The sequence below is a fragment of the Arthrobacter sp. fls2-241-R2A-200 genome (assembly GCF_030209745.1).
In the GTDB taxonomy this organism is placed as follows: domain Bacteria; phylum Actinomycetota; class Actinomycetes; order Actinomycetales; family Micrococcaceae; genus Arthrobacter.
Genome location: NZ_JARVRJ010000005.1, coordinates 214,993 through 238,137, shown reverse-complemented (window position 1 = coordinate 238,137; position 23,145 = coordinate 214,993). Strand labels below are relative to the sequence as shown.

At 61.5% G+C, this 23,145-nt stretch carries 22 protein-coding genes; 14 read left to right on the top strand and 8 right to left on the bottom strand.

Features of this window, described 5'->3' with window-relative positions; translation table 11 throughout:
- Window positions 1–85: 85 nt before the first annotated feature.
- Window positions 86–763, bottom strand: a complete 678-nt coding sequence (locus tag QRN42_RS06625) for an arsenate reductase/protein-tyrosine-phosphatase family protein (RefSeq protein WP_284978466.1) — start codon at window positions 761–763, stop codon at window positions 86–88.
- A 45-nt stretch (window positions 764–808) separates the two neighbouring features.
- Between QRN42_RS06625 and QRN42_RS06620 the strand changes: the two genes are divergently transcribed.
- Entirely contained in the window at window positions 809–1,546 is a 738-nt protein-coding gene (locus tag QRN42_RS06620; protein WP_284978465.1) for an aquaporin, read from the top strand.
- Window positions 1,547–1,589: 43 nt separating this feature from the next.
- Here the strand turns inward: QRN42_RS06620 and QRN42_RS06615 are convergent, their stop codons facing one another.
- The 6 genes from QRN42_RS06615 to QRN42_RS06590 form a co-directional block, all read right to left on the bottom strand.
- Window positions 1,590–2,459: a serine hydrolase gene (locus QRN42_RS06615; protein WP_284978464.1), complete on the bottom strand. Its 870-nt coding sequence runs from the start codon at window positions 2,457–2,459 to the stop codon at window positions 1,590–1,592.
- A 222-nt stretch (window positions 2,460–2,681) separates the two neighbouring features.
- Window positions 2,682–3,521: a gamma-glutamyl-gamma-aminobutyrate hydrolase family protein gene (locus QRN42_RS06610; protein ID WP_284978463.1), complete on the bottom strand. Its 840-nt coding sequence runs from the start codon at window positions 3,519–3,521 to the stop codon at window positions 2,682–2,684.
- Window positions 3,522–3,610: 89 nt separating this feature from the next.
- Window positions 3,611–4,408 (bottom strand): carbon-nitrogen hydrolase family protein, encoded by a 798-nt coding sequence (locus tag QRN42_RS06605; RefSeq protein WP_284978462.1) that lies wholly within the window; start codon window positions 4,406–4,408, stop codon window positions 3,611–3,613.
- Between the two features lie 114 nt (window positions 4,409–4,522).
- The gene (locus QRN42_RS06600; RefSeq protein ID WP_284978461.1) at window positions 4,523–4,915 is read right to left on the bottom strand and encodes a nuclear transport factor 2 family protein; all 393 of its coding nucleotides are present in this window, start codon (window positions 4,913–4,915) and stop codon (window positions 4,523–4,525) included.
- A 99-nt stretch (window positions 4,916–5,014) separates the two neighbouring features.
- Window positions 5,015–5,869 carry a COG4705 family protein gene (locus tag QRN42_RS06595; RefSeq protein WP_284978460.1) on the bottom strand — a complete coding sequence of 285 codons (855 nt, stop codon included), beginning with the start codon at window positions 5,867–5,869 and terminating at the stop codon, window positions 5,015–5,017.
- 83 nt (window positions 5,870–5,952) lie between these two features.
- Window positions 5,953–6,732 (bottom strand): transglycosylase domain-containing protein, encoded by a 780-nt coding sequence (locus QRN42_RS06590; RefSeq protein WP_284978459.1) that lies wholly within the window; start codon window positions 6,730–6,732, stop codon window positions 5,953–5,955.
- Between the two features lie 301 nt (window positions 6,733–7,033).
- Here QRN42_RS06590 and QRN42_RS06585 point away from each other — a divergent pair, with 301 nt between their 5' ends.
- A complete protein-coding gene (locus QRN42_RS06585) occupies window positions 7,034–8,296 on the top strand; it encodes a glycoside hydrolase family 26 protein (protein WP_284978458.1) in 1,263 nt (420 codons plus the stop codon).
- A gap of 51 nt (window positions 8,297–8,347) precedes the next feature.
- Here QRN42_RS06585 and QRN42_RS06580 read toward each other — a convergent pair whose 3' ends face one another.
- Entirely contained in the window at window positions 8,348–9,349 is a 1,002-nt protein-coding gene (locus tag QRN42_RS06580; protein ID WP_284978457.1) for a LacI family DNA-binding transcriptional regulator, read from the bottom strand.
- Between the two features lie 110 nt (window positions 9,350–9,459).
- On the opposite strand from QRN42_RS06580, the gene QRN42_RS06575 reads away from it, so the two are divergent.
- The 12 genes from QRN42_RS06575 to QRN42_RS06520 all read left to right on the top strand — a co-directional run bounded on the left by QRN42_RS06575 (window position 9,460) and on the right by QRN42_RS06520 (window position 23,132).
- Window positions 9,460–10,581, top strand: coding sequence for a Gfo/Idh/MocA family oxidoreductase (locus QRN42_RS06575; RefSeq protein ID WP_284978456.1), 1,122 nt, complete (start codon window positions 9,460–9,462; stop codon window positions 10,579–10,581).
- Window positions 10,578–11,369, top strand: coding sequence for a TIM barrel protein (locus QRN42_RS06570; RefSeq protein WP_284978455.1), 792 nt, complete (start codon window positions 10,578–10,580; stop codon window positions 11,367–11,369). Before QRN42_RS06575 ends, QRN42_RS06570 begins: the two co-directional genes overlap by 4 nt.
- A 153-nt stretch (window positions 11,370–11,522) precedes the next feature.
- Entirely contained in the window at window positions 11,523–11,927 is a 405-nt protein-coding gene (locus tag QRN42_RS06565) for a tautomerase family protein (protein WP_284978454.1), read from the top strand.
- A 196-nt stretch (window positions 11,928–12,123) separates the two neighbouring features.
- The gene (gene iolC, locus QRN42_RS06560) at window positions 12,124–13,128 is read left to right on the top strand and encodes a 5-dehydro-2-deoxygluconokinase (RefSeq protein WP_284978453.1); all 1,005 of its coding nucleotides are present in this window, start codon (window positions 12,124–12,126) and stop codon (window positions 13,126–13,128) included.
- Window positions 13,125–14,087, top strand: coding sequence for a Cgl0159 family (beta/alpha)8-fold protein (locus QRN42_RS06555; protein ID WP_284978452.1), 963 nt, complete (start codon window positions 13,125–13,127; stop codon window positions 14,085–14,087). Before iolC ends, QRN42_RS06555 begins: the two co-directional genes overlap by 4 nt.
- Before the next feature lie 21 nt (window positions 14,088–14,108).
- Window positions 14,109–16,034: a 3D-(3,5/4)-trihydroxycyclohexane-1,2-dione acylhydrolase (decyclizing) gene (gene iolD / locus QRN42_RS06550; RefSeq protein ID WP_284978526.1), complete on the top strand. Its 1,926-nt coding sequence runs from the start codon at window positions 14,109–14,111 to the stop codon at window positions 16,032–16,034.
- 35 nt (window positions 16,035–16,069) lie between these two features.
- Entirely contained in the window at window positions 16,070–17,581 is a 1,512-nt protein-coding gene (locus QRN42_RS06545) for a CoA-acylating methylmalonate-semialdehyde dehydrogenase (RefSeq protein WP_284978451.1), read from the top strand.
- Window positions 17,582–17,621: 40 nt separating this feature from the next.
- Window positions 17,622–18,539 (top strand): sugar phosphate isomerase/epimerase family protein, encoded by a 918-nt coding sequence (locus QRN42_RS06540; protein ID WP_284978450.1) that lies wholly within the window; start codon window positions 17,622–17,624, stop codon window positions 18,537–18,539.
- 48 nt (window positions 18,540–18,587) lie between these two features.
- Window positions 18,588–19,601 carry a Gfo/Idh/MocA family protein gene (locus tag QRN42_RS06535; protein WP_284978449.1) on the top strand — a complete coding sequence of 338 codons (1,014 nt, stop codon included), beginning with the start codon at window positions 18,588–18,590 and terminating at the stop codon, window positions 19,599–19,601.
- Window positions 19,602–19,611: 10 nt separating this feature from the next.
- Window positions 19,612–20,487, top strand: a complete 876-nt coding sequence (locus tag QRN42_RS06530; protein ID WP_284978448.1) for a sugar phosphate isomerase/epimerase family protein — start codon at window positions 19,612–19,614, stop codon at window positions 20,485–20,487.
- Complete coding sequence (locus tag QRN42_RS06525; protein WP_284978447.1) at window positions 20,484–21,902, top strand: sugar porter family MFS transporter; 1,419 nt, start codon at window positions 20,484–20,486, stop codon at window positions 21,900–21,902. The genes QRN42_RS06530 and QRN42_RS06525 overlap by 4 nt, the downstream gene beginning before the upstream one ends.
- 228 nt (window positions 21,903–22,130) lie before the next feature.
- Window positions 22,131–23,132 carry a substrate-binding domain-containing protein gene (locus tag QRN42_RS06520; protein WP_284974878.1) on the top strand — a complete coding sequence of 334 codons (1,002 nt, stop codon included), beginning with the start codon at window positions 22,131–22,133 and terminating at the stop codon, window positions 23,130–23,132.
- The last annotated feature ends 13 nt before the right edge of the window (window positions 23,133–23,145 follow it).

Sequence of the window (23,145 nt, the reverse complement as noted above, 5' to 3'; positions counted from 1 at the left end):
TTTCTCCTGGCTCTGGTGCGGATGGGTCCGGTTGCTAATGATCAATATGCGGATGATGAGAGGCGCCCCAAGGCTGCGGTGCCTTCTAAGCTGCGTGGAGGCGTGGGGCAAGATCGGTGACCCGCCGGGCAATGTCCTTGAATGCGCACTCGAATGCAGTTGGCGTGTTGGCCCGTAGGGGGTCCGGGACGGACCAGTGAACCCCTTGGAGCGAGGAGAGTTCCTCATGGGCGTTGTCGCAGACTGTGACGATGAAGTCCTGACCTGTGGCCACTTCGTCCAGGTGGCGTGGGGAGAGGCTCCTCAGGTCCAGGCCATGCCGGCTCGCTACGTCGATGGCGCCGGATGCAACCTGCTCAGCCGGGTGGGTGCCCGCAGAGGCAGCCGGGATGTCGCTGGCCTCGCGCCAGAGGGCGGATGCCAGCTGGGAGCGGGCGCTGTTGTGTGTGCAGACAAACAGGACCCGGCCCGCCGCGTGCCGGGCTCCAGGGGTCAGTCCGGCCAGCGAGCCGGGGGTGAGGCTGATGTAGCTGCGGCGCCGGTCCGCTTCGGAGCGGTGCCGCCCGATCAGTCCGGCGCTCTCGAGGGTGCGCAGATGGTGCGAGAGCAGGTTCGAAGGGATGCTGAGTTCAGACTGCAGCTCGCTGGGGGAGTAGTCGCCGAGCGTGAGCATGTCAATGATCCGCAGGCGGGCAGGGTCGGCCAATGCGGCGTGCTTCACCAGCCGCTGCTGGAAGTCATCATTCTTCAGCTCAGTTTTCATTGGTTCAATTTTGACTGAGTTAATTTTGTGGGTCAAGCTGATGACATGACTTCACACCATCCGCCATTGTGGCGCCGGGCCTTGGCCGAGATGCTTGGCACCTGCCTGCTTGTTGCCATTGTGGTTGGCTCTGGGATCGCCGCGCAGCATCTGTCTCCAGGCGACACCGGGCTGCAGCTGCTGGAGAACAGCACCGCGACGGTTCTGGGCCTTGCGGTGCTGATCTTGGTTTTCGGACCCGTCAGCGGTGCTCATTTTAATCCCGTCGTGTCGGCCGCCGACTGGGCCTTGGGCCGCCGGCAAGGAACCGGATTGTCGTTGCAGGAACTGGGCGCGTACGTGGTGACCCAGACAGTGGGTGCGATCGGCGGCAGCGTCCTGGCGAACGTGATGTTCGACGTCGGGACCTCCATCTCGGGCAAAGACCGGATGACTGCCGGGCACCTGGCCGGTGAGATCGTCGCCACCGCCGGGCTGGTCCTGCTCATCTTCTCCCTCGCCCGTACCCATCGCGGGTTACTCGCAGCACCGGCCGTTGGGGCCTACATCGGCGCCGCTTACTGGTTCACATCCTCGACCTCGTTCGCGAACCCGGCGGTGACCGTCGGGCGGATCTTCAGTGACACTTTCGCCGGTATCGCCCCTGGCTCAGTCCCAGGTTTCATCCTCGCCCAGATCCTCGGCGCAGCCCTCGGCCTCGGCCTGCTGCTCGCACTGTTTCCCGTAGCGGCACCTCCCGCGGACGACGTCGTTATCCCGCACCCGGCCGAAGCGAACGGCTAACGCGCGCCTGATATCAATGCTTTCCCGCGCAAGGACGGGTCCCCTAGAACACCGCATCAGTTACGGCGGCCGTCAGTTGATGGATGACGTCGGTGCGCTCTTCTACGCTGCCCAAGTCCTCTGCCTTGGTGTAAATGACCAAGGCGTAGGTGTGGCCGTCCTTGGTGAGGATGGCGGCGTCGTGAAGTTCCCCGCCGAGCTCTCCGTACTTGTGATAGACCGTGACGCCGGCCGGCAAGGCAGCAGGGATGAGCGTCTCATCATTGGTGTCCTGCATGGTTGACAGCAACTGCGCGGTATCTGCCGAATTCAGCAGCCTTCCGGAATAAAGGCCAGCCAGGATGCGGGCCATATCTGCCGTGGTGAGCGTGTTGTCATTCGGGTTGTAGTTCACCCCCAGCGAGGCCGCGTAATCCGTCAGCCCCTGATAACCCACAGCATGTTCGATCAGCGACCACGAGTCGTTGTCGCTTTGCTGGATCATTGCCTGCAGCTGGAATGCCGCGGAATAGGCCCCCAATTGGTCATCAAGGGACGCTGCACCGGTCTCAACGAGGTGATAGTAGGCTTCGGCAGCCAAGACCTTGGCGGTGCTCGCGGCCTCGAACGGCTCATGGATCCCGTATTGATGAACCGTTTGGCCCGTGGCGGCATCCCCGGAGATCTCAAGGAGAGCCACCCCGACCTGGTACTGGTCGTTGGCGTCGATGATGCCGTTGATCTTGGCGTCCAGATCCGGACCGACGCCGTCTCCCGCCGCCGCTGCTGCACCAATGCTCGGTGGAGCAGCGGGCCGGGCGGACGCTTGCTTCTTCGTCGCGCTCGACCGGGCGGCCGACGTCGAACGGGCCTGCGCAGCCGAGTGGACACCAACAGGCACCGCGACGGCTAGGAGGGCGGCGCACGTCGCCATAATCAACGCTCGACGGCGGCGAAATGCACGCGATCGCAGCCCCGAGACATGACGACCGGCGGGACTCTCACGCGAATGCACGGACCAAGGCTCTTCCATAACTGGTGATGGTAACCAGGAGAGCTATGCGGGAGCTTTGTATTTGCTGTTGCCCAACCCGAAGTTGCCCAACCGGAGTTGCGCGCCCCGAAGTTGCCGAAACACAGGCTGGAGCGCGGCCTGCTACAGGGAGGGCAGGTCTTCCGAGGCGAGCGACAGGCGAGGGTCCAAAAGGTCGTTCCCATCCGCAATCGGAACCAGCCGGGAGAGGTATTTCCCCCGTGCGGCTTCGATGAACCCACGGAAAAGCCCGAATTCCTCGGGAAGTTCCTCGGGGTGCCACTGCACGCCGACGGTGAAGGTGTTAGCCGGGTATTCGATGGCCTCCACAACATGGTCATCACTCCATGCCGTCGCCACGAGTCCGTCCCCGAGCTCGGCTACAGCTTGGTGATGGGCCACCGGAACAGCTTTCAAGCCCGGGCCGATGAGTCGGGCCAGAACCGACGTGGGCCGCACATGGACAGGGATTCGGTTGAAGTTGTAGCCGCCCAGCTGGTATTTTCCGCCGTCGACAATGTCGGGGAGGTGCTGATGGAGGGTACCGCCACGGGCGACGTTCAGCAGTTGTTCGCCTCGGCAAATGCACAACAAGGGAAGGTCTTGGCGGATCGCTTCGTCGATCAGCGCCCTCTCCCAGGCATCCCTTTCGGGATGAGGCCGATCGGTCTGCTCGTGAGGTTCTTGGCCGTAGAGGGAAGGATCCACATCCCATCCACCGGGGACCACCAAGCCGTCCAGCCGACTCACGAGAAGCTCAATCACTCCCGGAACCACCGGTTGCGGTGGCAGGAGGACGGGAATACCGCCGGCTTCCGTGATGGGGGTGAGGTAGGTTTCAGGGAGGAAAGCTGCATTTACGGTGCCACAACCGTCCGTTGCGGCCTGTTCGAGGTAAGTAGTCAGGCCAATCACGGGTTGCATGGCTGCGTCGGTGGTTTCCACGGGTTCCTTCCTGGGCATTTCGCAATAATTCTAAGGCTCCGCGAGCCACGCAATGTTTCGTCCAGGTCAATTTCGCATGTCAGTACGATCACACTCGTGGCGTGCCGCTAACCCTTCAACGGCACGACGGCGAAGCGGCGGTTAGCCAGCGACGGTACCTTCGCCCGGACTTCTTCGATCCGGTGCAATGAGAGTTCGGAAAAAATCATGCCGGGGGCCTCTCCAGCGTTGGCTATGACGACTCCGAACGGGTCCACCACCATGGTGTGGCCTGTAGCGAGGGGCCCGGACTGGTTGGCGGTGACCACGTAGGACGTGTTCTCGATGGCACGGGCGCGGACCAACGTTGTCCAATGGTCTTCCTTTCCCGGACCAACAATCCACATGGCCGGAAGCAGCAGAACGTTAGCACCGGCGTCGATCAAGTGGCGTGCGCTCTCCGGAAATCGCAAGTCGTAGCAGGTCATCATGCCCAAAGACAGACCGCCCATGGTCAACAGCTGCGGCTGCGTGACGGTGCCGGGCTCGGTGCCGGAGCTCTCCTGGTAACCGAAAGCGTCGTATAAGTGGACCTTCCGGTACACGGCGGTGACGGCACCCGACGCGTCGAGGGCCACAAGGGTGTTGTAGGGGAGCCCGTCCGGGTTCGACTCCGCAAGTCCCACCACCACAGGCAGGTGGAGGTCCAAGGCCGCGGCTGCGATACTGCCAATGAACGGGCCGTCCAGCGGTTCGGCCACTTTGGCGAGGACGGCAGGGGGCTCATTGCTGGCGTAGAGGCTGGACTCGGGAAGCACCAGCAGGTCTGCGCCGCCGCGGGCCGCAATTGTCATCATGTCCAGGATGGCGGTCAGGTTGGATTGCGGGTCCTTGCCAGCGCTGAATTGTCCGGACGCGATTCTCATGGAACTAGGGTGCGCCTTTGCGGCGCCGACGTGAACCCCACGTAGCGTGAGCCTCATCGTCCTCCGGGACGGGCCTGGAACGTCATGGATGCACGGATGGGGGTGGGCGGGTTCCTACGACCAGAAGTCGTCCAACTTGCCCGTGTCATCCGAATACTCATGCCCTTCCGTAACTTTCCCGTCCCGCAGCACAAACGTGATGACCGTGGGCACGTCCACGGACTTGTCGCCGTTAGTAGCCTGGGTCCGAACGATCGAGACCGTGTGGCTATCCCCGCCCACGATGTCCTGGACTTCGGCATGGAAGCGGCCTTGGGTTCGCGACCCTAATTCACCGAAGTACGCAAATATCGCGTCCCGGCCCTGCTTCGTTCCGGACAACACATTGTTTCCGCCAACGTGCCACACCGCGTCGTCGGTAAACAGTTCTCCGAGGGCAGCCATGTCCCCGGAGTTAAAGGCCTCGAACCCCCGGCGGACGATTTCAACATTTTCTGCGTTTCCCATGACGGGACACCTTTCCTTCATCATCATTGACTGGTGGTGTTGTGACGAATTAACGGTATTCCTGCATTGCGTAAGCTGTCGATGGGAAACAAGCCGGAGTTAGACGCCGGGTGTTGATCCAGCCCTGGCCCTTCTTGAGAGGACAGCGACCAGTGCCGCGATGCACACGAGCAAACCCATACTGACAGGGCCGGTTCCCCAGGCCAGGCCGCCACGTTCCGGGGAAACAGCTGTCCAGTCAGCGAAGGACGCCCCGAGTGGCCGCGTCAGGATATAGGCACACCAGAAGGCGGGAATGGCCGACAACCAGCTCCGCCAGTAGACGACGCCGACCCCAGCGATCGCCAGTGCGAACAGGACACCTGACGAGAAGTAGCCAAGGTTCAGGCTGTACGCGGTCATGTCCCCGAAGGCGGTACCAAGGGCGAACGTGGACAGCACCGTTGCCCAATAGAACGCTTCGCGGCGCACAGTGTCCACGCTGTGGATCGACAAGGTGCCTTCAGACCGGTACCAGAGAACAAAAACGGCGGACAGCACGACGACGAAGAACGCCACGGACAGCACATAAGGGACACCCAAAACCACATGCACCGCATCGGCCGCCATCGTTCCGAAAACACTGACCATGACCACAGCTAGCCAGTAGATCCAGGGGACGTAGCGGCGGACGAGGAACTGCAGTAAAAGTGAGCCAACCAGCCCAACCCCGCCCAGAGCCAATGCTAATGCCGGGTTCATGCTATGGACCAAATAGTCCGACGTCGTTTCACCCATCCCAGTTGTGAGAACCTTCGCCACCCAGAACCCAGCCGTAATTTCCGGGACCTTGACTCCGGCCAAGCGGCCTGGTGTGCCGCCCCGTGCAGGAGTAATGAGTGCAGGAACGTGGCGTGCAGGAAGGCCTGACTGGGCAGAGTCGAGTGCAGTGTCCTGCGGTTGGGAATCTGTCATCCGGCGATTCTCTCGCACGATTCCAAGAATCAGCTGAGTCCGCCGGCCCGCACTGGGTTTGCGCGCGCGGTAGCTGCTTGGAATCAGCGGGCTTCGGCCTGAATGCGGTCGTGGATGCTCTGCGGCATGGTGGAGCATGCATCGCCGTCACCGCGCCGATCGGCATGGTCGGCCGCCGTGTCATTGATTCCTACGGTGGCTACGGCTGCCTGCCACCCACCCAGGCCGACCAGCTGCTTGGGAACCCAAACATTGGCAGCCCCATTCACGAGGTTCCATACTGCAGGATGGACGCCGGACCCGAGGTAGATCCCTCCATTCGGATCCCGCCGGACCAGGTCCGGCAGCGGCAGGACACCCATCAGCTGCGCCGACTGGTAGTCCGTCAAACTCCAAGGCGGTGCCCCAAAGTAATACCAGCTGGCGGCGCACACGCCATACAGGTGGGGCCCGAATTGGGCATAGTTCAGATAGAGTTCCAGGGTTCGTTGGTGACTCAACGTGTAGCTGAATTGGGTGGCTAAAACAGCCTCAATCCCTTTTCGGAGAGCACTCTGGTCGTCCCACAGGAAGATGTTTTTTACCAGCTGCTGCGGGATGGTGGAGCCACTGGGGTCAGGCTTTCCCTGAAAATATGCCTGGGCCCTGGCCTGGAAGTCTCCGACGTCGAAAGCTCCGCTGCGGGTGCCGAGCTGCTCGTCCTCGTGGGCGATGGTCGCCGCCAGCAGGCGGCGGCTCATGTGGTCGATCGAAACGAACTGATAAACGTTCGGCTCACCAGCCTCGAGCATGTATGCAGTGCGCGGCGGTGTCACGCCCATGCTGAACATGAATGCAACGACTTGCACCAGAACCAGGGGCATGATCAAAACCAGCAACAGCTTCAAGCGCCACTTTCGCTTGGGACGTCGGCCAGGTTGCCCGGCTGAACCGGGCAGCACCTGCTCTTGAGGGGGTTCCCCAACAGGACGCGTTAACCGTTGCGGCACGGCGTCCTGTGGCGTCCGGGGCTCGGGTGGTCTCCGCGGCGGAGCCGGTGGTGTGGGGATATCCATCAATCTGCCTTCGCTGGTTCGCCCGTTCCCCGTGGAAGGAGAAGGATGAGATGAGAGTCTACCGGGCCTTCCGTATGATGGGACAAAGCCGCAGCTCAGAAAGGGTTTGGTGTCTGTAGTGGGGGAACTGCCCGAAGAGAGCCGTGAATCCCCGAAGCAAAACCGGGCCGAGTTGTGGAGGGCCTTTGCCCTGCCCGTGGTGATTGGCTTGGCGTTGCTTGGCATCGCCGGGGTGAACTTTGCCAACGGACTCGCCGAGAAGGAGAAGCAAAGCCAGTCGGCAGCATCTTTGGCGCCTTGCCAGGTAATGACTCGTGATCAACTAGTTCCGGCTGACGGGACGCTCTTCGGCGTGAATCTGGATTGGCACACCAAGTCGTTGTCCACGTTCGCGAAGGACCTGGGCCACAAGCCGGCCGTCAACGTTTCCTTTACGGGCTTTCCACTGACCGCCAAAGATGAAGACGATCTTCGACGGGCAGTTGACCAGATCCGCGCCGATGGCCACATGATGCTTCTGACCCTGGAACCGGACGGTGGCCTGGCCACTGTGACAGACCAGACGGCCACGGCCTTTGCGAAAGACCTCGCCATGTTCAATGACGACGGCGTCCCCGTGATCGTGCGTTTCGCGCACGAAATGAACGGTTCCTGGTATGCGTGGTCGCAGCAGCCTCAGAAGTACGTGGCCGCCTTTCAGACTTTGGCGAAGGCTGTGCACACCTTGGCCCCCGGTTCGGCCATGATGTGGGCACCAAACTACGGGGGAGGGTATCCCTTCGCCGGGGGAAAGTACGAAGCCAAACCCGGCACGCCCGAATTCGCCGCTTTGGACACGAACAAGGACGGCGTGTTGACCATGAGTGATGACGCCTATGCCCCTTACTACCCGGGCGACGAGGCCGTGGACTGGGTTGGCATGTCCCTGTACCACTGGGGGAACAAATATCCGTGGGGTGAGAACGAGCTCCCTGAGCCCAATAAGTTCGCCGATCAGCTCAGCGGCAACTATGTAGGTACGAACGGTGATGACAGTCTGCTTCCGGACTTCTACGGCGTCTACGGTGACCAACATGGCAAGCCGGTCGCGATCCCCGAAACGGCTGCTCTCTTTGCGCCCGGGGCCGGTGGCGCAGCCGAGCTCGCCATCAAGGAAGCTTGGTGGACGGAGCTTTTGGATCCTTCAATCCGGCAGAAGTTCCCCCGACTGAAAATGATCAATTGGTTCGAGTGGGACAAGAACGAGGTCGAAGTCAAAGGCCGCGTGGATTGGACGGTCACGAACACGGCTGCTGTGCGGGACGCTTTCAAGGCCGCTTTGCCAGCGTGGCTGCGCTATGGTCCCGAACAATCGTGCCAGCCGCGCCAGTGACGGCGGCCAGCGGGCCGCGGTTCCGTAGTCCAGCGGTACCGGGTGTTAGCCTCAGGCTCGGCTCACGGGGGCTGCCGCAGTCGTTGCGCGACGGACCAGGTGTGGGGTGCTCACGTCGTGGCCCAGCGGCTGCCTGTTCTCGATGCGGTCCACAGCTCGGTTAACGGCGGCGGCGGCAAGCAGCTGCGCATCTTGGCTGATGGACGTCAGCTGTATGTAGCTCAGGCGCGCAAATTGGCTGTCATCGTAGCCAACCACTGAGACATCCGTGGGCACGTTCCTTCCAGCCGAACGGAGGCTCTCCATGACGCCAAGGGCTGTTCGGTCATTGAAGGCTATAACCGCGGACGGGTTGAGCGCTAGCAGACGTTGGCCGGCCGCCAACCCGTCTTCTTCACTGGGACCTCCGGAAAGGGTCAAAGGCTCCAGCCCGTGGCCGATCATCTCTGCCCTAAAGGCTGCCCGGCGCTGGTCCGCGGACACGGCGGTACCGCCGTCGACGTGGATGATGCGCCGGTGACCCAAGCTCGTGAGGTGTTCAATAGCAAGCCGGATCCCAGCCGCGTCGTCACAGCTGACTGAATCGACATGGTCGCCCACGTCGTTGCGTAGAAGGCTGACCACCGGCACTTGATGTGCGTATCTGCCCAGATCGTTCTCGTTCAAAGTGGATGCGATAAGGATGAGCGCTTCGGAACCAGCATCGAGGAGTGACTCGACAGCACGCTCTTCGGCACGCCCACGCCCGACGGCGCTCAGGGCGACGTCGTATCCCTTCGCGGATGCTTGGGCGTAAACGGCGTCCACGATTTCACTGTGGAACGGCTGGGAAGTGGAAAATGTGAGGCCGAGGAGGCGGGTCCGGTTGCTGCGGAGCAGCCGCGCCCGGGCATCGGGCCGGTAGCCAAGTTCACCGGCAGCTTCCAGCACTCTCTGCCGGGTGGATTCTGATGCCCCTGGCGCTCCTCGCATGACAATGGACACGAGGGCCCGTGACACGCCGGCCGCGTGGGCTACATCAACGAGGGTCGGACGTCGCTGTTCTTGGGTCATGCTTTCGGCTCCATCAAACAATTATATAGAACGATCTAGACGCGAGGCTGGATGACATGTGAGCATGGAGCAATCTAGAACGATCTAGCAATTGAACAGCAGGAGTTGATATGACTTACATAGAGCATCGTGTCGCTGAAGAGCTGCCCGTCCGGGTCGGCCTGATTGGTGCCGGGTGGATTGGAAATTTTCATGCCGAATCCCTGGTGCGACGCGTCCCGGGCGCTCAACTCGAGGCCATCGCAGATCCCGCCCTTTCCGCCGTCGAAGCCCTCGCGAGTCGCCTGGGCATCACAAAGATCACCACGGATGCAGCAGATGTGCTTAACGATCCACACGTCGACGCGATTTTGATCGCCGCGCCGGCTCGGTTCCATTCCGCGTTGATTGCCGAGGCGGCGAGGGCTGGGAAACACGTCTTCTGTGAGAAGCCTGGTGGCCGCACCATGGAGGAACTGGACGAAGCCCTGGCAACATCCGAGGCTGCCGGAATTGTGCTCCAATTTGGCTTCAACCGGCGCTTTAGCGCCGATTTCGCGGCCGCACGCAAACTTATCGACGACGGCGCTGTGGGCACCCCGCAGCTTCTTCGGTCCCTGACCCGCGACCCTGGCACCGCGTCCGGAATTGCCAATCCGGAAAGGATTGCGCCGGGAACCATCTTTCTTGAAACCCTCATCCACGATTTCGACACGCTGAACTGGTTGAACCCAGGAGCTGTTCCAGTGCGTGTCCACGCGGTCGCAGATGCGCTGGTTGCGCCGGAAGCCAAGGCGGGCGGCCTCCTCGATACCGCGGTCGTGACCATCACCTACAGCAATGGGGCCATCGCGGTGGCAGAAGCCAACTTCAACGCGCTGTACGGCTACGACGTGCGGGGCGAAGTTTTTGGATCGGCTGGCATGGTCGAGGCTGGCGGATCTCAGGCAACCAATACCAAGAGCTATACCTCTGCCGGCATAACCTCAGCCACCACGCGGTTGAACGTCGACCTTTTCCACGACGCCTACACGGCCGAACTCAGCCATTTCGTCCAGGCTGTCCGGTCACGCAGGGACAACCTCGAAGCCCCGGGCGTTCACGGTCCCGGGGGAGCGGACGCGCGGAACGCGCTGGCCGTGGCCTTGGCCTCCATCCGCTCGGCCGAAACCGGCCAGCCCATCGATGTGGCCTCTATTGCCGAGTTGCGCCCGGCCGAGCCTGCCGTCCTGCGAGCGGGCGGCAACGCATGAGTTTTCGCTTGGCCGTGTGTGCCGAGATGGTCTATAACGATCTGCCCATCATCGAACGGGTGGGAAGGATCCATGACCTGGGTTTCGAGGTCGAACTCTGGGATACCCGCCCGCGGGACGTGGCAGCGCTGGCGGCCACGGGCGCCCGATTCTCCTCAATGAGTGGCTACTACGGTGGCAGCCTCATCGACCCTGACGGCGCAGACGAGGTGGTTGCTTCGGCCGAGAAGCTGATTCCCACTGCCTTGGAACTGGGCGTCGAGCGAATGGTGGTCCACCCGGCAGAACTTGGCGAAGCCGGACGCGCGGTCCGTCCGATCCACCGGCCAACCGGTGAAATGTGGCTGACCGGACTTCGCACCCTCGAACGGCTCGCGGTCCTCGGGGCAGCACATGGCGTGACGTTCGCACTCGAGAACCTGAACACGATCGTGGACCACCCCGGCATACCGCTTGCGCGCGCCAAGGACACTATGGCCCTGGTCGCGGCTGTAGGTCATCCGAACATCACAATGATGCTGGATCTGTATCACGCCCAGATCGGTGAGGGAAACCTCATCGAATTGATTATCAAGGCCCAACAGTGGGTTGGAGAAATTCAAGTTGCCGACGTCCCGGGCCGATTCGAACCCGGGACGGGGGAAATCCGGTACCCCGCTGTCGCCAAGGTATTGGCCGGCATTGGTTATGAAGGCGTCGTCGGTCTTGAGGCCGCGGCAGCAGGGGGGCCCGGGATCGAATCAAGCGATCATGCCCTCGCGGCATTCCGAACGGCGTTCACTATCTGAGGAGTTCAATCAGCATCGACCATCGGCGGGCACAAGAACCCCCTCGAAAGAGGCGGTTCTAGTTGTTTCCGCCGGACGGCTTTCTCTGGGGCGCCCTTGAACGGCGCTAATCAACTTTGTTAGTATGTCAGGACAAACATGAAGGAGAGAAGCATGCCGCTAGTTCGTATTGACGTCAATGCAGGCCGCACCCAGGAGGAGTTGGGCCACGTGAGCCGAACGATCCATGATGCCATCCTGGCCGAATACGGCATCCCGGAACGCGATTATTTCCACATCATCACCGAGCATGCCGTCGGACAGATCGTTGCCCAGGATGCAGGGCTCGGCTTCGAGCGGTCCACGGGTGTGGTGATGATACAGATCTTCACCCAAGCCGGCCGGAGCGAGGCGGCCAGGCAGTCACTGTTTGCGGCCATCGCTGCAGGTCTTGTAGAAATCGGAGTCTCGGGGGCGGACGTATTCATTGGCTACGTGGAGAACGGTCCAAGTGACTGGTCGTTCGGATTTGGCCGAGCGCAGTATGCGACTGGCGAGCTGGCCGTCCCAGCGAAATGAGCCTCAATTCCGGTTTGACGCTCTTGTGTCGTCCCCGGGCATACATAGTCATCTTGTAAGCATGTCAGCACAAACTTTTGACAGGACATGAACGTTGGTGCAAAGTAGTTCTTGTGGTCCCGCTCACGTGGCCCCGCCAGCACTTGCACTCAAACAGTCCTGCAAGAGTTCAGAAATAGAAAGGCCCGCGATCACCGTGACCCACGAACTTCTCACCATCGGGCGCATCAGCGTTGATATCTACCCGAATGACATCGGCGTGGACTTGGAGGATGTGCAATCCTTCGGTAAGTACCTCGGTGGCTCGCCGTCGAACGTCGCTGTTGCTGCTGCTCGGCACGGGCGCCGCGCGGGCGTCATCACCCGCACGGGAGACGACGCTTTCGGCAGATACCTGCACCGTGAACTGCATAAATTCAACGTCGACGATTCATTCGTTTTACCGGTCAAGGCATATCCCACGGCCGTGACATTCTGCGCCATCAAACCGGCCACCGACGAGTTCCCGCTTTACTTCTATGGCCGGACGCCTACGGCTCCGGACCTGCAGATCCAAGCGGAGGAGCTGCACCTTGAGGCCATCCGGGAGGCCGGGATTTTCTGGTCAACCGTCACCGGCCTGTGTCAGGAACCGTCACGTACGGCGCACCTCGCCGCTCATGAGGCACGTCCCCGAATTGGACTGAAGGAAGGCCAATTCACCATTCTGGACTTGGATTACCGGCCGATGTTCTGGGCCTCCGAGGATGAGGCCCGCGCCGAGGTTGCCAAGATCCTCCCGCACGTCACCGTTGCAATCGGCAATGACAAGGAATGCGCGGTAGCAGTGGGGGAGGGAACGCCCGATGAACAGGCCGACCGCCTGTTGGATGCCGGAGTCGAGATTGCCGTGGTCAAACTCGGCCCCGAGGGCGTGATGGCCAAGACCCGCACCGAGCGCGTTGTTTCCGCCCCCGTCCCGGTGCAGACCCTCAATGGCCTCGGAGCAGGTGACTCCTTCGGAGGGGCGTTCTGCCATGGCCTGCTGTCCGGCTGGCCACTTGCACAAGTGCTTGATTTCGCTAACGCCGCTGGCGCCATCGTGGCTTCCCGCCTGTCCTGCGCAGACGCAATGCCGACGCCGGATGAGGTTACGTCGCTGCTCGCTGAACGCGGCCGGCCCGTACCCGGCGTCACTATCACTGAAGGAGCGATCCGTTGAGCCGCAACGATGACCCCCGCCGCTACGAGCACTTGAGCCGGATCCGGTTGGAGGATCCGGAAGCCGTGGCACGCGCAGCCGCGACCCGGCGTCGGCATCCAGGCCTGAAGTACGGGCAGCAGAGCTTCATCGTAGCCGCTGACCACCCTGCCCGGGGCGCGCTCTCCGTCGGTTCGGAGCCAATGGCAATGGCCGATCGCCGCGACCTGCTGGACCGTTTGCAAGTGGCCCTGGCCAACCCTGCAGTTGATGGCATCCTCGCTTCGCCGGACATCATGGACGATCTCCTGCTGCTGGGGGCGTTAGAGGGCAAGCTGGTCTTCGGTTCCATGAACCGTGGCGGACTGTCGGGCCTGGTGAATGAACTTGACGACCGTTTTACCGGTCATACGGCCGCGGCACTGGAAGCTTTGGGGGCTGACGGTGGGAAGATGCTCACGCGAATCTGCCTGGGGGATCCGGACACGGTTGCCACGCTGGAGGCCACCGCCAAAGCCATTGACTCCCTCGCGGAGCGCAAGCTCATCGCCATGGTTGAGCCGTTCCTTTCCGTTCGTGATGCTCACGGCAAGGTCCGCAATGACCTCCGTGCCGATGCCGTGATCAAGTCTGTCGGCATCGCCGAGGGCCTCGGATCCACGAGTGCCTATACCTGGATGAAGCTTCCGGTGGTGAAGGACATGGAGCGCGTCATGGCTTCGACCACCCTGCCAACAGTCTTGTTGGGCGGCGATCCGGATGGCAGCCCGGACGAAGTCTTCGCTTCGTGGCAGGCGGCCCTGGCCCTGCCTGGTGTACAAGGCCTGACGGTCGGACGTACGCTGCTTTACCCGCACGACGGCGATGTGGCTGGTGCCGTAGCTACGGCCGCCTCGCTGTTGAATGACACTGCCCCTTTGCCCCCAGTCGCGGCACAGAATGGCGCTGATGCCCGCGTTCCAGTGAAAGTATCGGAGTAAGAACAGATGTCTTCCCGTCGGATGACCGTGGCGCAGGCTGTGGTCGAGTTTCTTTCAAAGCAATACACCGTGGATTTGGTCGGTGGTGTGGAATATCGGGAGCGGCTGATTCCAGGCACTTTCGGTATCTTCGGGCACGGGAACGTTGCCGGTGTGGGGCAGGCGTTGAAGCAGTATCAAGCTGCTGATCCGACCATCATGCCGTATTATCAGGGCCGCAACGAGCAGGCGCAGGTCCACCAGGCTGTGGGTTACGCCAGGCACACCCGCCGCCGGCAGACGTTTGCTATCAGCACCTCCATTGGCCCCGGTTCTTCCAACCTGCTGACAGGTGCTGCGTTGGCCACCACCAACCGCCTGCCCGTCCTGCTCCTTCCGAGCGATACGTTCGCAACCCGAGCAGCGGACCCCGTGCTGCAGCAGCTCGAGCAGCCCTACGCATACGACATCACCGTCAATGACGCCTTCCGTCCGTTGTCCAAGTTCTTCGACCGCGTTTCCCGCCCGGAGCAGTTGTTTTCAGCCTTCCATCACGGCCTGCGTGTATTGACGGATCCGGCTGAGACCGGTGCTGTCACAATCTCCTTGCCGCAGGATGTCCAAGCCGAGGCCCTCGAGGTTCCGGAGGAGTTCCTGTCCGAGCGCGAATGGCGGATCCGCCGTCCTGAGGCCGAAGACGAGGACATCCGCCGCGCGGCGGAAGCCATCCGCGCCGCAAAACGCCCGCTGATCATTGCTGGCGGCGGTGTGCTCTACGCGTTTGCCAACGACGAACTTACCAAGTTTGCTGAGCTGACTGGGATCCCGGTTGGCAACACGCAGGCTGGCGTCGGGGTGCTGCCTTGGGACCACAAGCAGTCCCTTGGGGCCATCGGTTCAACCGGCACGACGGCGGCGAATGCCATCGCGGCCGAAGCGGACCTCATCATAGGGATCGGCACCCGCTATGAAGACTTCACCACGGCCTCCCGTACCGCGTTCCAGAACCCGGATGTGAAGTTCGTGAACATTAACGTTGCGCCGATCGATGCGTACAAGCACGGCACGGCTATACCGGTGGTGGCTGATGCCCGCAAGGCGTTGGTCAAGTTGAACCAGGCTTTGGGCGGCTATCGCGTTGGCGGTGACTTGGAACAGAAGGTCGCAGCCGAGAAACAGCGCTGGAACGCTATCGTGGATGAGGCCTTCGAAACTCGCTACACCCCCTTGCCGGCCCAGAACGAGATCATCGGTGCTACCAACAAGGCCATGGACGACCAGGACGTCGTTATCTGCGCCGCCGGTTCCTTGCCCGGTGATCTGCACAAGATGTGGCGTGTCCGTGACCCGTTCGGGTACCACGTCGAATACGCGTACTCGTGCATGGGCTATGAGATTCCCGGCGGGTTGGGTGTGAAGCGTGCGGCTCTGGCGGAAGCAGCCGCTGGCGGTGCCGATCGTGATGTGGTGGTGATGGTGGGGGACGGCTCCTACCTGATGATGCACACCGAACTGGTCACCGCCGTCGCCGAACGCATCAAACTGATCGTTGTGCTGATCCAGAACCACGGTTACGCCTCCATCGGTTCGCTGTCCGAATCCTTGGGTTCCCAGCGGTTCGGTACCCAGTACCGGGTTCTGGACAAGGAACAGCACAGCTTCGACGCCGGCGAAAACTTGCCCATCGATTTGGCCACCAACGCCGAATCCCTTGGCGCGAAGGTTATCCGTATTGAACCGGGTGAGAACGTCATTGAGGCCCTCGGAGCCGCGATCAAGGAAGCAAAGGCAGCTCCGGAGACGGGACCGATCGTGATCCACGTTGAGTCCGATCCCCTCCTGGACGCCCCGTCCTCCGAGTCGTGGTGGGACGTGCCCGTCTCACAGGTCTCAGACCTGGAATCCACCCAACAGGCCTACAAGACCTACACAGACCACAAGAACCGCCAGCGCAAGCTGCTCGGCTGAACACTTCACTTTTCACTACTCAAGGAAGTCCGCATATGTCGACGACGACCACACTGACCACCATTCACCACTTCATCGATGGCGCTGAGACCACCGGCGAAGGTGACCGCACGCAGCCGGTGTACAACCCGGCCACAGGGCAGGTCACCGCTGAACTGCGTTTGGCCAACGAATCCGATCTGAACACCACGGTTGCAGCCGCGAAGAAAGCGGCCGAGTCCTGGGGTGATTTCTCCCTTGCCAAGCGCACCGCCGTGTTGTTCAAGTTCCGCGAGCTCGTCGCCTCCCACGTGGACGACCTCGCCGAACTGATCACCGCCGAGCACGGCAAGGTCCTCTCCGACGCCAAGGGCGAGATCGGACGCGGCCTGGAAGTCATCGAGTACGCCTGCGGTATCCCCACCCTGCTCAAGGGCGACTACTCGGACCAGGTCTCCACCGGGATCGATGTCTTCTCTTTCCGTGAACCCCTCGGCGTGGTCGCGGGCATCACCCCGTTCAACTTCCCCGTGATGGTGCCATTGTGGATGGCTCCTATGGCGATCGCGACGGGCAACGCGTTTATCCTCAAGCCCTCCGAGCGTGACCCCTCAGCGTCCATGCTCCTGGCTAAGCTCTGGAAGCAAGCCGGCCTTCCCGATGGCGTGTTCCAGGTCCTGCACGGTGGCAAGGAAACCGTGGATGGGCTGCTGACCCACCCCGACGTGGACGGCATCAGCTTTGTTGGCTCCACCCCGATCGCGCAGTACGTCCACGAGACCGCCACCAAGCACGGTAAGCGCGTCCAAGCACTGGGCGGGGCCAAGAACCACGCGATCGTCATGCCGGACGCGGATCTCGATAACGCTGCAGACCACCTTGCTGCCGCTGCTTTCGGATCCGCCGGCGAGCGTTGCATGGCCATCTCCGTGGCTGTCGCGGTGGGGGACGCGGCCGACTTGATCGTGGAGAAGGTTCAGGAACGTGCACTGGCCGTGAAGGTGAACAACGGCACCGAACCCGACGCCGAGATGGGCCCGGTCATCACCCCGGCCTCGAAGGAACGCATCGTCAAGATCGTCACCGAAGCCGAGACCGCCGGAGCAGCCATGGTCGTTGACGGCCGCGACCTCGTGGTGCCCGGCCACGAAGAGGGCTTCTGGGTAGGGCCCACCGTCATTGACCAGGTCACCACCGAGATGACCGCTTACACCGAGGAAATCTTCGGGCCTGTCCTAGTGGTCGTGCGGGTCGCGGACCTGGACGAGGGCATCAAACTCATCAATTCCAACCCCTACGGTAACGGCACCGCGATCTTCACTTCCTCCGGCGCGAACGCCCGGAAGTTCCAGCGCTCTGTGACCGTGGGCATGGTCGGCGTCAACGTTCCCCTCCCCGTCCCGGTGGCGTACCACTCCTTCGGAGGTTGGAAGAACTCCCTTTTCGGTGACAAGCACATCTACGGCCCCGAAGGCGTGTCCTTCTACACCCGCGGCAAAGTGATCACCTCCCGCTGGCCCGAGCCCACCCACGCCTCCGGCGCCTCCTACAACTTCCCCTCCAACTAAGCTCACCGCCGTCGCGCAATAAAAGAAAGACAACGCTGTCATGACTGATGTCGAGAACAAACTGATCATCGGCACCGCACCCGATTCCTGGGGTGTCTGGTTCCCGGACGACCCCCAACAGACCCCGTGGGAACGGTTCTTGGACGAAGTGGCTGAGTCCGGCTACAAGTGGATCGAACTGGGCCCCTACGGCTACTTGCCGAACGATCCCACACGCTTGGCCGAGGAACTCAAGCAGCGTGACCTCAAAGTCACTGCCGGGACGGTCTTTACGGCTTTCCACCGCGGCGCCGCACAGTACGAGGAAGCCTGGGCACCGGCCCGCGCGGTTGCCGAGTTGACGGCGGCCATGGGCGGGGAACACATCGTGGTCATTCCTGCTATGTGGCGTGACGATGTGACGGGCGAGGCTGTAGAAAACGGTGAACTCTCACAGGAGCAGTGGGCAGATCTCTTTTCCGGGCACAACCGCATGGGCAAGGTGCTGCTGGAAGACTTCGGCCTCAGGCAGCAATTCCACTCCCACGCCGACTCACATGTTGGTGCCCAGCAAGACATCGAAACCTTGCTTGATGCCACGGACCCGCAGTACCTGAACCTCTGCTTGGACACCGGCCACGCCGAATACTGTGGCGCTTCCAGCCTGGAACTTATCAAGAATTACCCCGAACGCATCGGCTACCTGCACCTCAAGCAGATCAACCCCGAGGTCCTGGCCGAAGTCAACGAAAAGAACATGACCTGGGCCGCAGCCAACATCGCAGGCGTCATGACCGAGCCCCCGAACGGCCTCCCGGACCTGCGCGCGGTCATCGAAGCGGTGGAAGCGCTCAACCGTCCCATCTTCGGCATCGTCGAACAAGACATGTACCCGGTAGCGTTCGATGTGCCGATGCCCATTGCCAAGCGGACCCGAAACTACCTGCTCTCCTGCGGCTCCCGCACCCGCGTTAAGTAACGCCTGCCCAGCAACAGCAATTCAAGAACCTCACGAAGGATAGAAACAGTGACCAAGACTCTCCGCGTTGCCGTCATCGGTGCAGGCCGCATGGGTGCGGACCACATCAAGCGCCTCAGTACACGCATCCACGGCGCCGAAGTGGCCGCCGTCGTCGACGTCGACCTTTCCAGGGCGCAAGCTGCCATTGAGGGGATCGACGGCGCAGTAGCGCTGGCCAGCGCTGACGAGGCGCTGAATAACGGCGATGTCAACGCCGTACTGATTGCCACCCCGGGATTCCTGCACGAGGAAATCCTTTATAAGGCACTGGAGAAGGACTTCCCGATTCTGTGCGAGAAGCCGCTGACTCCGGACGCTGAAAGCGCATGGAAGGTGGTCCAGGCCGAGCAGGCACTGGGACACAAGCGCATACAGGTGGGGTTCATGCGCCGGTTCGACGCTGAGTACTCTGCGCTTGGTGCGATCATCCGCAACAGGGAATTGGGGGAGCTGTTGATGTTGCACCACCAGCACCGCAACCCGAGCACTCCTGAGGGCTTTACCAATGAGATGCTGATCAACGACTCGGTGGTCCACGAGTTTGACGCCGTCCGCTACTTCACCGGTGAAGAAATCACTTCCGTCCAGGTTCGAATGGGCAAGCCGACCAGCAACGCTCCGCAGGGCCAGCACGATCCCCAGCAGGTGTTGCTTGAAACCGAGTCCGGCGTGCTGGCCGACGTCGAAATTTATGTCAACGCCAAGTTCGGTTACCAGGTTGCCACGCAGGCTTCTTTGGAGGACGGCATTGTGAGCATCGGCGGTGACAGCGGTCCCTACGTCCAGTCGGCAGGCAAGTGGGGCGGTAGCGTCCCCCCGGGTTTCGAGGACCGTTTCGGAGCAGCGTACGACGTCGAGGTGCAGGCTTGGGTGGACGCCGCCCTCCGTGGCGAAATCGGCGGACCGACTGCTTGGGACGGCTATGCGACGGCGGCTTGCTGCGAAGCCGGCGTGGAGGCCCAGAAGTCCGGCGAAAAGGTCAAGGTTCAGTTGAACTCCAAGCCCGAGCTGTACGGCTAGAGGACACAGCATGAAAATCGCCCTTGACCCTACCCCGTTCCATCACAGCCACAGCTTGCTTGAGTTCCCCCGGGTTGCAGCTGACCTCGGATACAAGTACCTGCAGCTAACTCCGCACGCAGACATGATCCCGTTTTACAACCACCCCAAAGCCGATGATGAACTTGTGGCGCAGCTGAAGACGGCGTGCAGGGACGCCGACGTCGAAATCGCCTCCGTCCTGCCGGTCCTGCGCTGGTCGGGTCCGGACGAGGACGCCCGCGAAGCTGCGGTGCGGTACTGGAAGCGCGCCATTCAGATCGCCGTCGACCTCGGTGTCAGCACCATGAACACTGAATTCAGCGGTCGGCCGGAAAAGGCCGAAGAATCCGAACGTGCGTTCTACCGTTCCATGGAAGAACTCCTGCCGATTATCGAGCGTGAGGGCATGGACGTCTTGATCGATCCGCACCCGGACGACTTCGTTGAGGACGGGTTGGCCGCCATCCGCGTCATTCGCGGGGTGAACTCGCCGAACATCGGCATGGTCTACGTGGCTTCCCACACGTTCCATATGGGCAATAGCCCGTTGGAGATCATGCGCGCGGCGGGAGACAAGCTGAGGCTGGTCCATGTATCGGACACCATGGACCACCATGCCTCCCACGGTCTTCGCTACATCACCAACCCGCCGGGCAACGCCGTCCGGGTCCACCAACACCTGAAGATCGGCGATGGTGACGTGAACTGGGACGAGTTCTTTGGCGCGCTCCATGAGATCGGATTCCTGGATAAGGACAACACCGTGATGGTGTCCAGTGTCTTTGCCGAGGATGACAATGCCGAGGACGTGTCCATCTACCAGCTGGAGACGATGAAGCAGCATATCCAGAAGGTCAATGCATGAGTGCGCCGGTACCTGCCGAAACCAGGACGCGCACAGTCAACCATAAGCGGGCGCTGCGGACAGTCACGTTGGTTTCAACGTTCGGTGGTCTACTGTTCGGCTACGACACGGGGGTCATTAATGGTGCCCTGCCGTACATGCAGGCGGACTTGGGACTGACACCGCTCACGGAGGGGATGGTCACATCCTCCTTGTTGTTCGGCGCAGCCTTTGGGGCCCTTTTCGGCGGACGGCTGGCCGACCGCAACGGCCGCCGGAAAATGATCATGGTCCTGGCCATGATCTTCTTGCTGGGAACGCTGGCCTGCACCTTCGCCCCGAACACGGAAGTCATGATCGTGGCCCGGTTCGTGCTGGGCCTGGCCGTGGGCGGAGCTTCCGTCACGGTCCCCGTGTACCTCGCGGAGGTTTCACCAAGTGCCCGGCGCGGACGCATCGTCACCCAAAACGAGTTGATGATTGTCAGCGGCCAGCTTCTGGCTTTCATCTTCAACGCCTACCTCGGGAATGCTTACGGGGAGGCGGGGGGTATTTGGCGGTGGATGCTGGTCATTGCAACGCTGCCTGCCATTGCTTTGTGGATAGGCATGAACTTCATGCCGGAAAGCCCGCGGTGGCTGGCTTCCATGGGCAACTTCGGCGAAACCCTTAGCGTTTTGCGGCGGATCAGGTCACAGGAAGACGCCCGGACCGAGTTCGAGGACGTCAAGTCGATGGCCGTGGAGGACTATAAGTCCAAGATGGGCAGCTGGCAGGACCTCGGCGTCCCTTGGCTCCGCCGGATCTTCGTTGTGGGCCTCGGGCTGGCAGTCATACAGCAAATTACCGGTGTCAACTCGATCATGTACTACGGGACCCAGATTCTCGCCCAGTCCGGTTTCGGCCGCGAGGCTGCGTTGACCGCCAACATCGCCAACGGCGTCATTTCCGTCCTTGCGACGTTCGTGGGGATTTGGTTGCTGGGTAAAGTCGGTCGCCGAAGGATGCTCATCACGGGCCAGATCGGCACTACCAGTGCGCTCTTGCTGATCGGAACCTTTTCCCTGGTCCTGCCTGAAGGTACCGGGCGCGGCTTCGTTATCCTCGCCCTGACCATCACCTTCCTGGCGTTCCAACAAGGAGCTATCTCTCCGGTGACGTGGTTGATGTTGTCGGAGATTTTCCCCTTGCGGATCCGTGGGCTGGGCATGGGAGCCTCGGCCTTCGTGCTCTGGATCATCAACTTCCTCGTCGGTTTTGGGTTCCCGCAGCTCCTTGCAGCCATAGGACTGTCCAGTACCTTCTTCACATTTGCCGTCCTGGGAATTGGGGCGATTCTCTTTGCGTCCAAATTTGTTCCTGAGACCAAGGACAAGAGCCTGGAAGACTTGGAGCACTATTTCAAGAGTGCGGCCGGGGAGCGCCACACACCCTGAATGCGTGAACGAATGGCCGGCACCGCTGCATGCGGCGCCGGCCATTTTCGCGTTAAATTCGCGAAACCACGAGTGCGGGTGCACGGACTTCGCCGCTTTGTTACGTTCATACATACTAATGTCAGGACAAACTATTGACAAAGTGTGAGGCCAGTCACGATGATCTACATAGCAGATGATCCGGATACGAGCCTCCGGACGGCTGACCTGAAATCAAAGGAGATAATGGTGGCAAAATTCTCATGGCGCAAGGCGGCGATCGTCGCGGCAGTGGTTCCCTTGGTGGCGCTGAGCGCTTGTTCGAGCCAAGGCGGCAAGCCAGCCGATTCCGGCGCAGCAGCCGGTGCCGGGCAAGTGGCCAGCACCCCTCGCATCAAGATCGCACTGATCACCCATGCCGCTCCCGGAGACACGTTCTGGGACATCCTCCGCAAAGGCGCCGAAGAAGCAGCTGCGAAAGACAATGTGGAGCTGCTTTACACATCCGATCCCGAAGGCGGCAGGCAGGCACAGCTGATCCAGCAGGCGATCGATCAAAAAGTGGACGGGATCGCTGTGACGTTGGCGAAGCCTGATGCTCTGAAGGACGTCTTGAAGAAGGCAACAGCAGCCGGCATTCCCGTGGTCAGCCTGAACTCCGGAGCCGACGTCTGGAAGAGTGTTGGCGCGTTCACGCACTTCGGATCCGACGAAAACCTGGCGGGCGCAGCAGTGGGCGACAAGCTCACCACCTTGGGAGCCAAGCACCCGATCTGCGTCATCATGGAACAGGGCAATGTCGCCTTGGACTCGCGTTGTGCCGGCGTGAAGTCCAAGATTCCTGCCACTGAGAACCTGTTCGTCCAAGGCACGGACATGACACAGGTTTCCTCCACCGTTACCGCGAAGCTCCAAGCAACTCCCGATGCCGACGCCATCATCGGGCTCGGAGCTCCTTTCACGCTGACCATTGACAAGGCGGTGGAATCTTTGAACCTGCAGAGCAAGGTCAAGGTGGCTTCCTTTGACATGAACGGTGAGCTGGCCCAAGCCATCATTGATGGGAAGGTCGCTTTCACCGTGGACCAGCAGCCTTGGCTCCAGGGTTACGGGTCGGTGGACGCCTTGTGGCAGGCCAAGCGCGGAGGAATCCACGTAGGTGGCGGACTGCCCGTTCTGACCGGGCCTTCCATCATCGATAAGACCACAGCTTCTGACGTGCTCAAGTTCGCCAAGGAAGGCATCCGCTAAGGATGCGCTGAGC

Coding starts and splice junctions, on each gene's coding strand:
- QRN42_RS06610 (WP_284978463.1), bottom strand. CDS start 3,521: ATGCCCAGGAAGGAACCCGTGGAAACCACCGACGCAGCCATGCAACCC.
- QRN42_RS06600 (WP_284978461.1), bottom strand. CDS start 4,915: ATGGGAAACGCAGAAAATGTTGAAATCGTCCGCCGGGGGTTCGAGGCC.
- QRN42_RS06605 (WP_284978462.1), bottom strand. CDS start 4,408: ATGAGAATCGCGTCCGGACAATTCAGCGCTGGCAAGGACCCGCAATCC.
- QRN42_RS06625 (WP_284978466.1), bottom strand. CDS start 763: ATGAAAACTGAGCTGAAGAATGATGACTTCCAGCAGCGGCTGGTGAAG.
- QRN42_RS06570 (WP_284978455.1), top strand. CDS start 10,578: ATGAGTTTTCGCTTGGCCGTGTGTGCCGAGATGGTCTATAACGATCTG.
- QRN42_RS06615 (WP_284978464.1), bottom strand. CDS start 2,459: ATGGCGACGTGCGCCGCCCTCCTAGCCGTCGCGGTGCCTGTTGGTGTC.
- QRN42_RS06565 (WP_284978454.1), top strand. CDS start 11,523: ATGCCGCTAGTTCGTATTGACGTCAATGCAGGCCGCACCCAGGAGGAG.
- QRN42_RS06525 (WP_284978447.1), top strand. CDS start 20,484: ATGAGTGCGCCGGTACCTGCCGAAACCAGGACGCGCACAGTCAACCAT.
- QRN42_RS06590 (WP_284978459.1), bottom strand. CDS start 6,732: ATGCCCCTGGTTCTGGTGCAAGTCGTTGCATTCATGTTCAGCATGGGC.
- iolD (WP_284978526.1), top strand. CDS start 14,109: ATGACCGTGGCGCAGGCTGTGGTCGAGTTTCTTTCAAAGCAATACACC.
- QRN42_RS06620 (WP_284978465.1), top strand. CDS start 809: ATGACTTCACACCATCCGCCATTGTGGCGCCGGGCCTTGGCCGAGATG.
- QRN42_RS06530 (WP_284978448.1), top strand. CDS start 19,612: ATGAAAATCGCCCTTGACCCTACCCCGTTCCATCACAGCCACAGCTTG.
- QRN42_RS06545 (WP_284978451.1), top strand. CDS start 16,070: ATGTCGACGACGACCACACTGACCACCATTCACCACTTCATCGATGGC.
- QRN42_RS06595 (WP_284978460.1), bottom strand. CDS start 5,869: ATGACAGATTCCCAACCGCAGGACACTGCACTCGACTCTGCCCAGTCA.
- QRN42_RS06580 (WP_284978457.1), bottom strand. CDS start 9,349: ATGACCCAAGAACAGCGACGTCCGACCCTCGTTGATGTAGCCCACGCG.
- QRN42_RS06540 (WP_284978450.1), top strand. CDS start 17,622: ATGACTGATGTCGAGAACAAACTGATCATCGGCACCGCACCCGATTCC.
- QRN42_RS06575 (WP_284978456.1), top strand. CDS start 9,460: ATGACTTACATAGAGCATCGTGTCGCTGAAGAGCTGCCCGTCCGGGTC.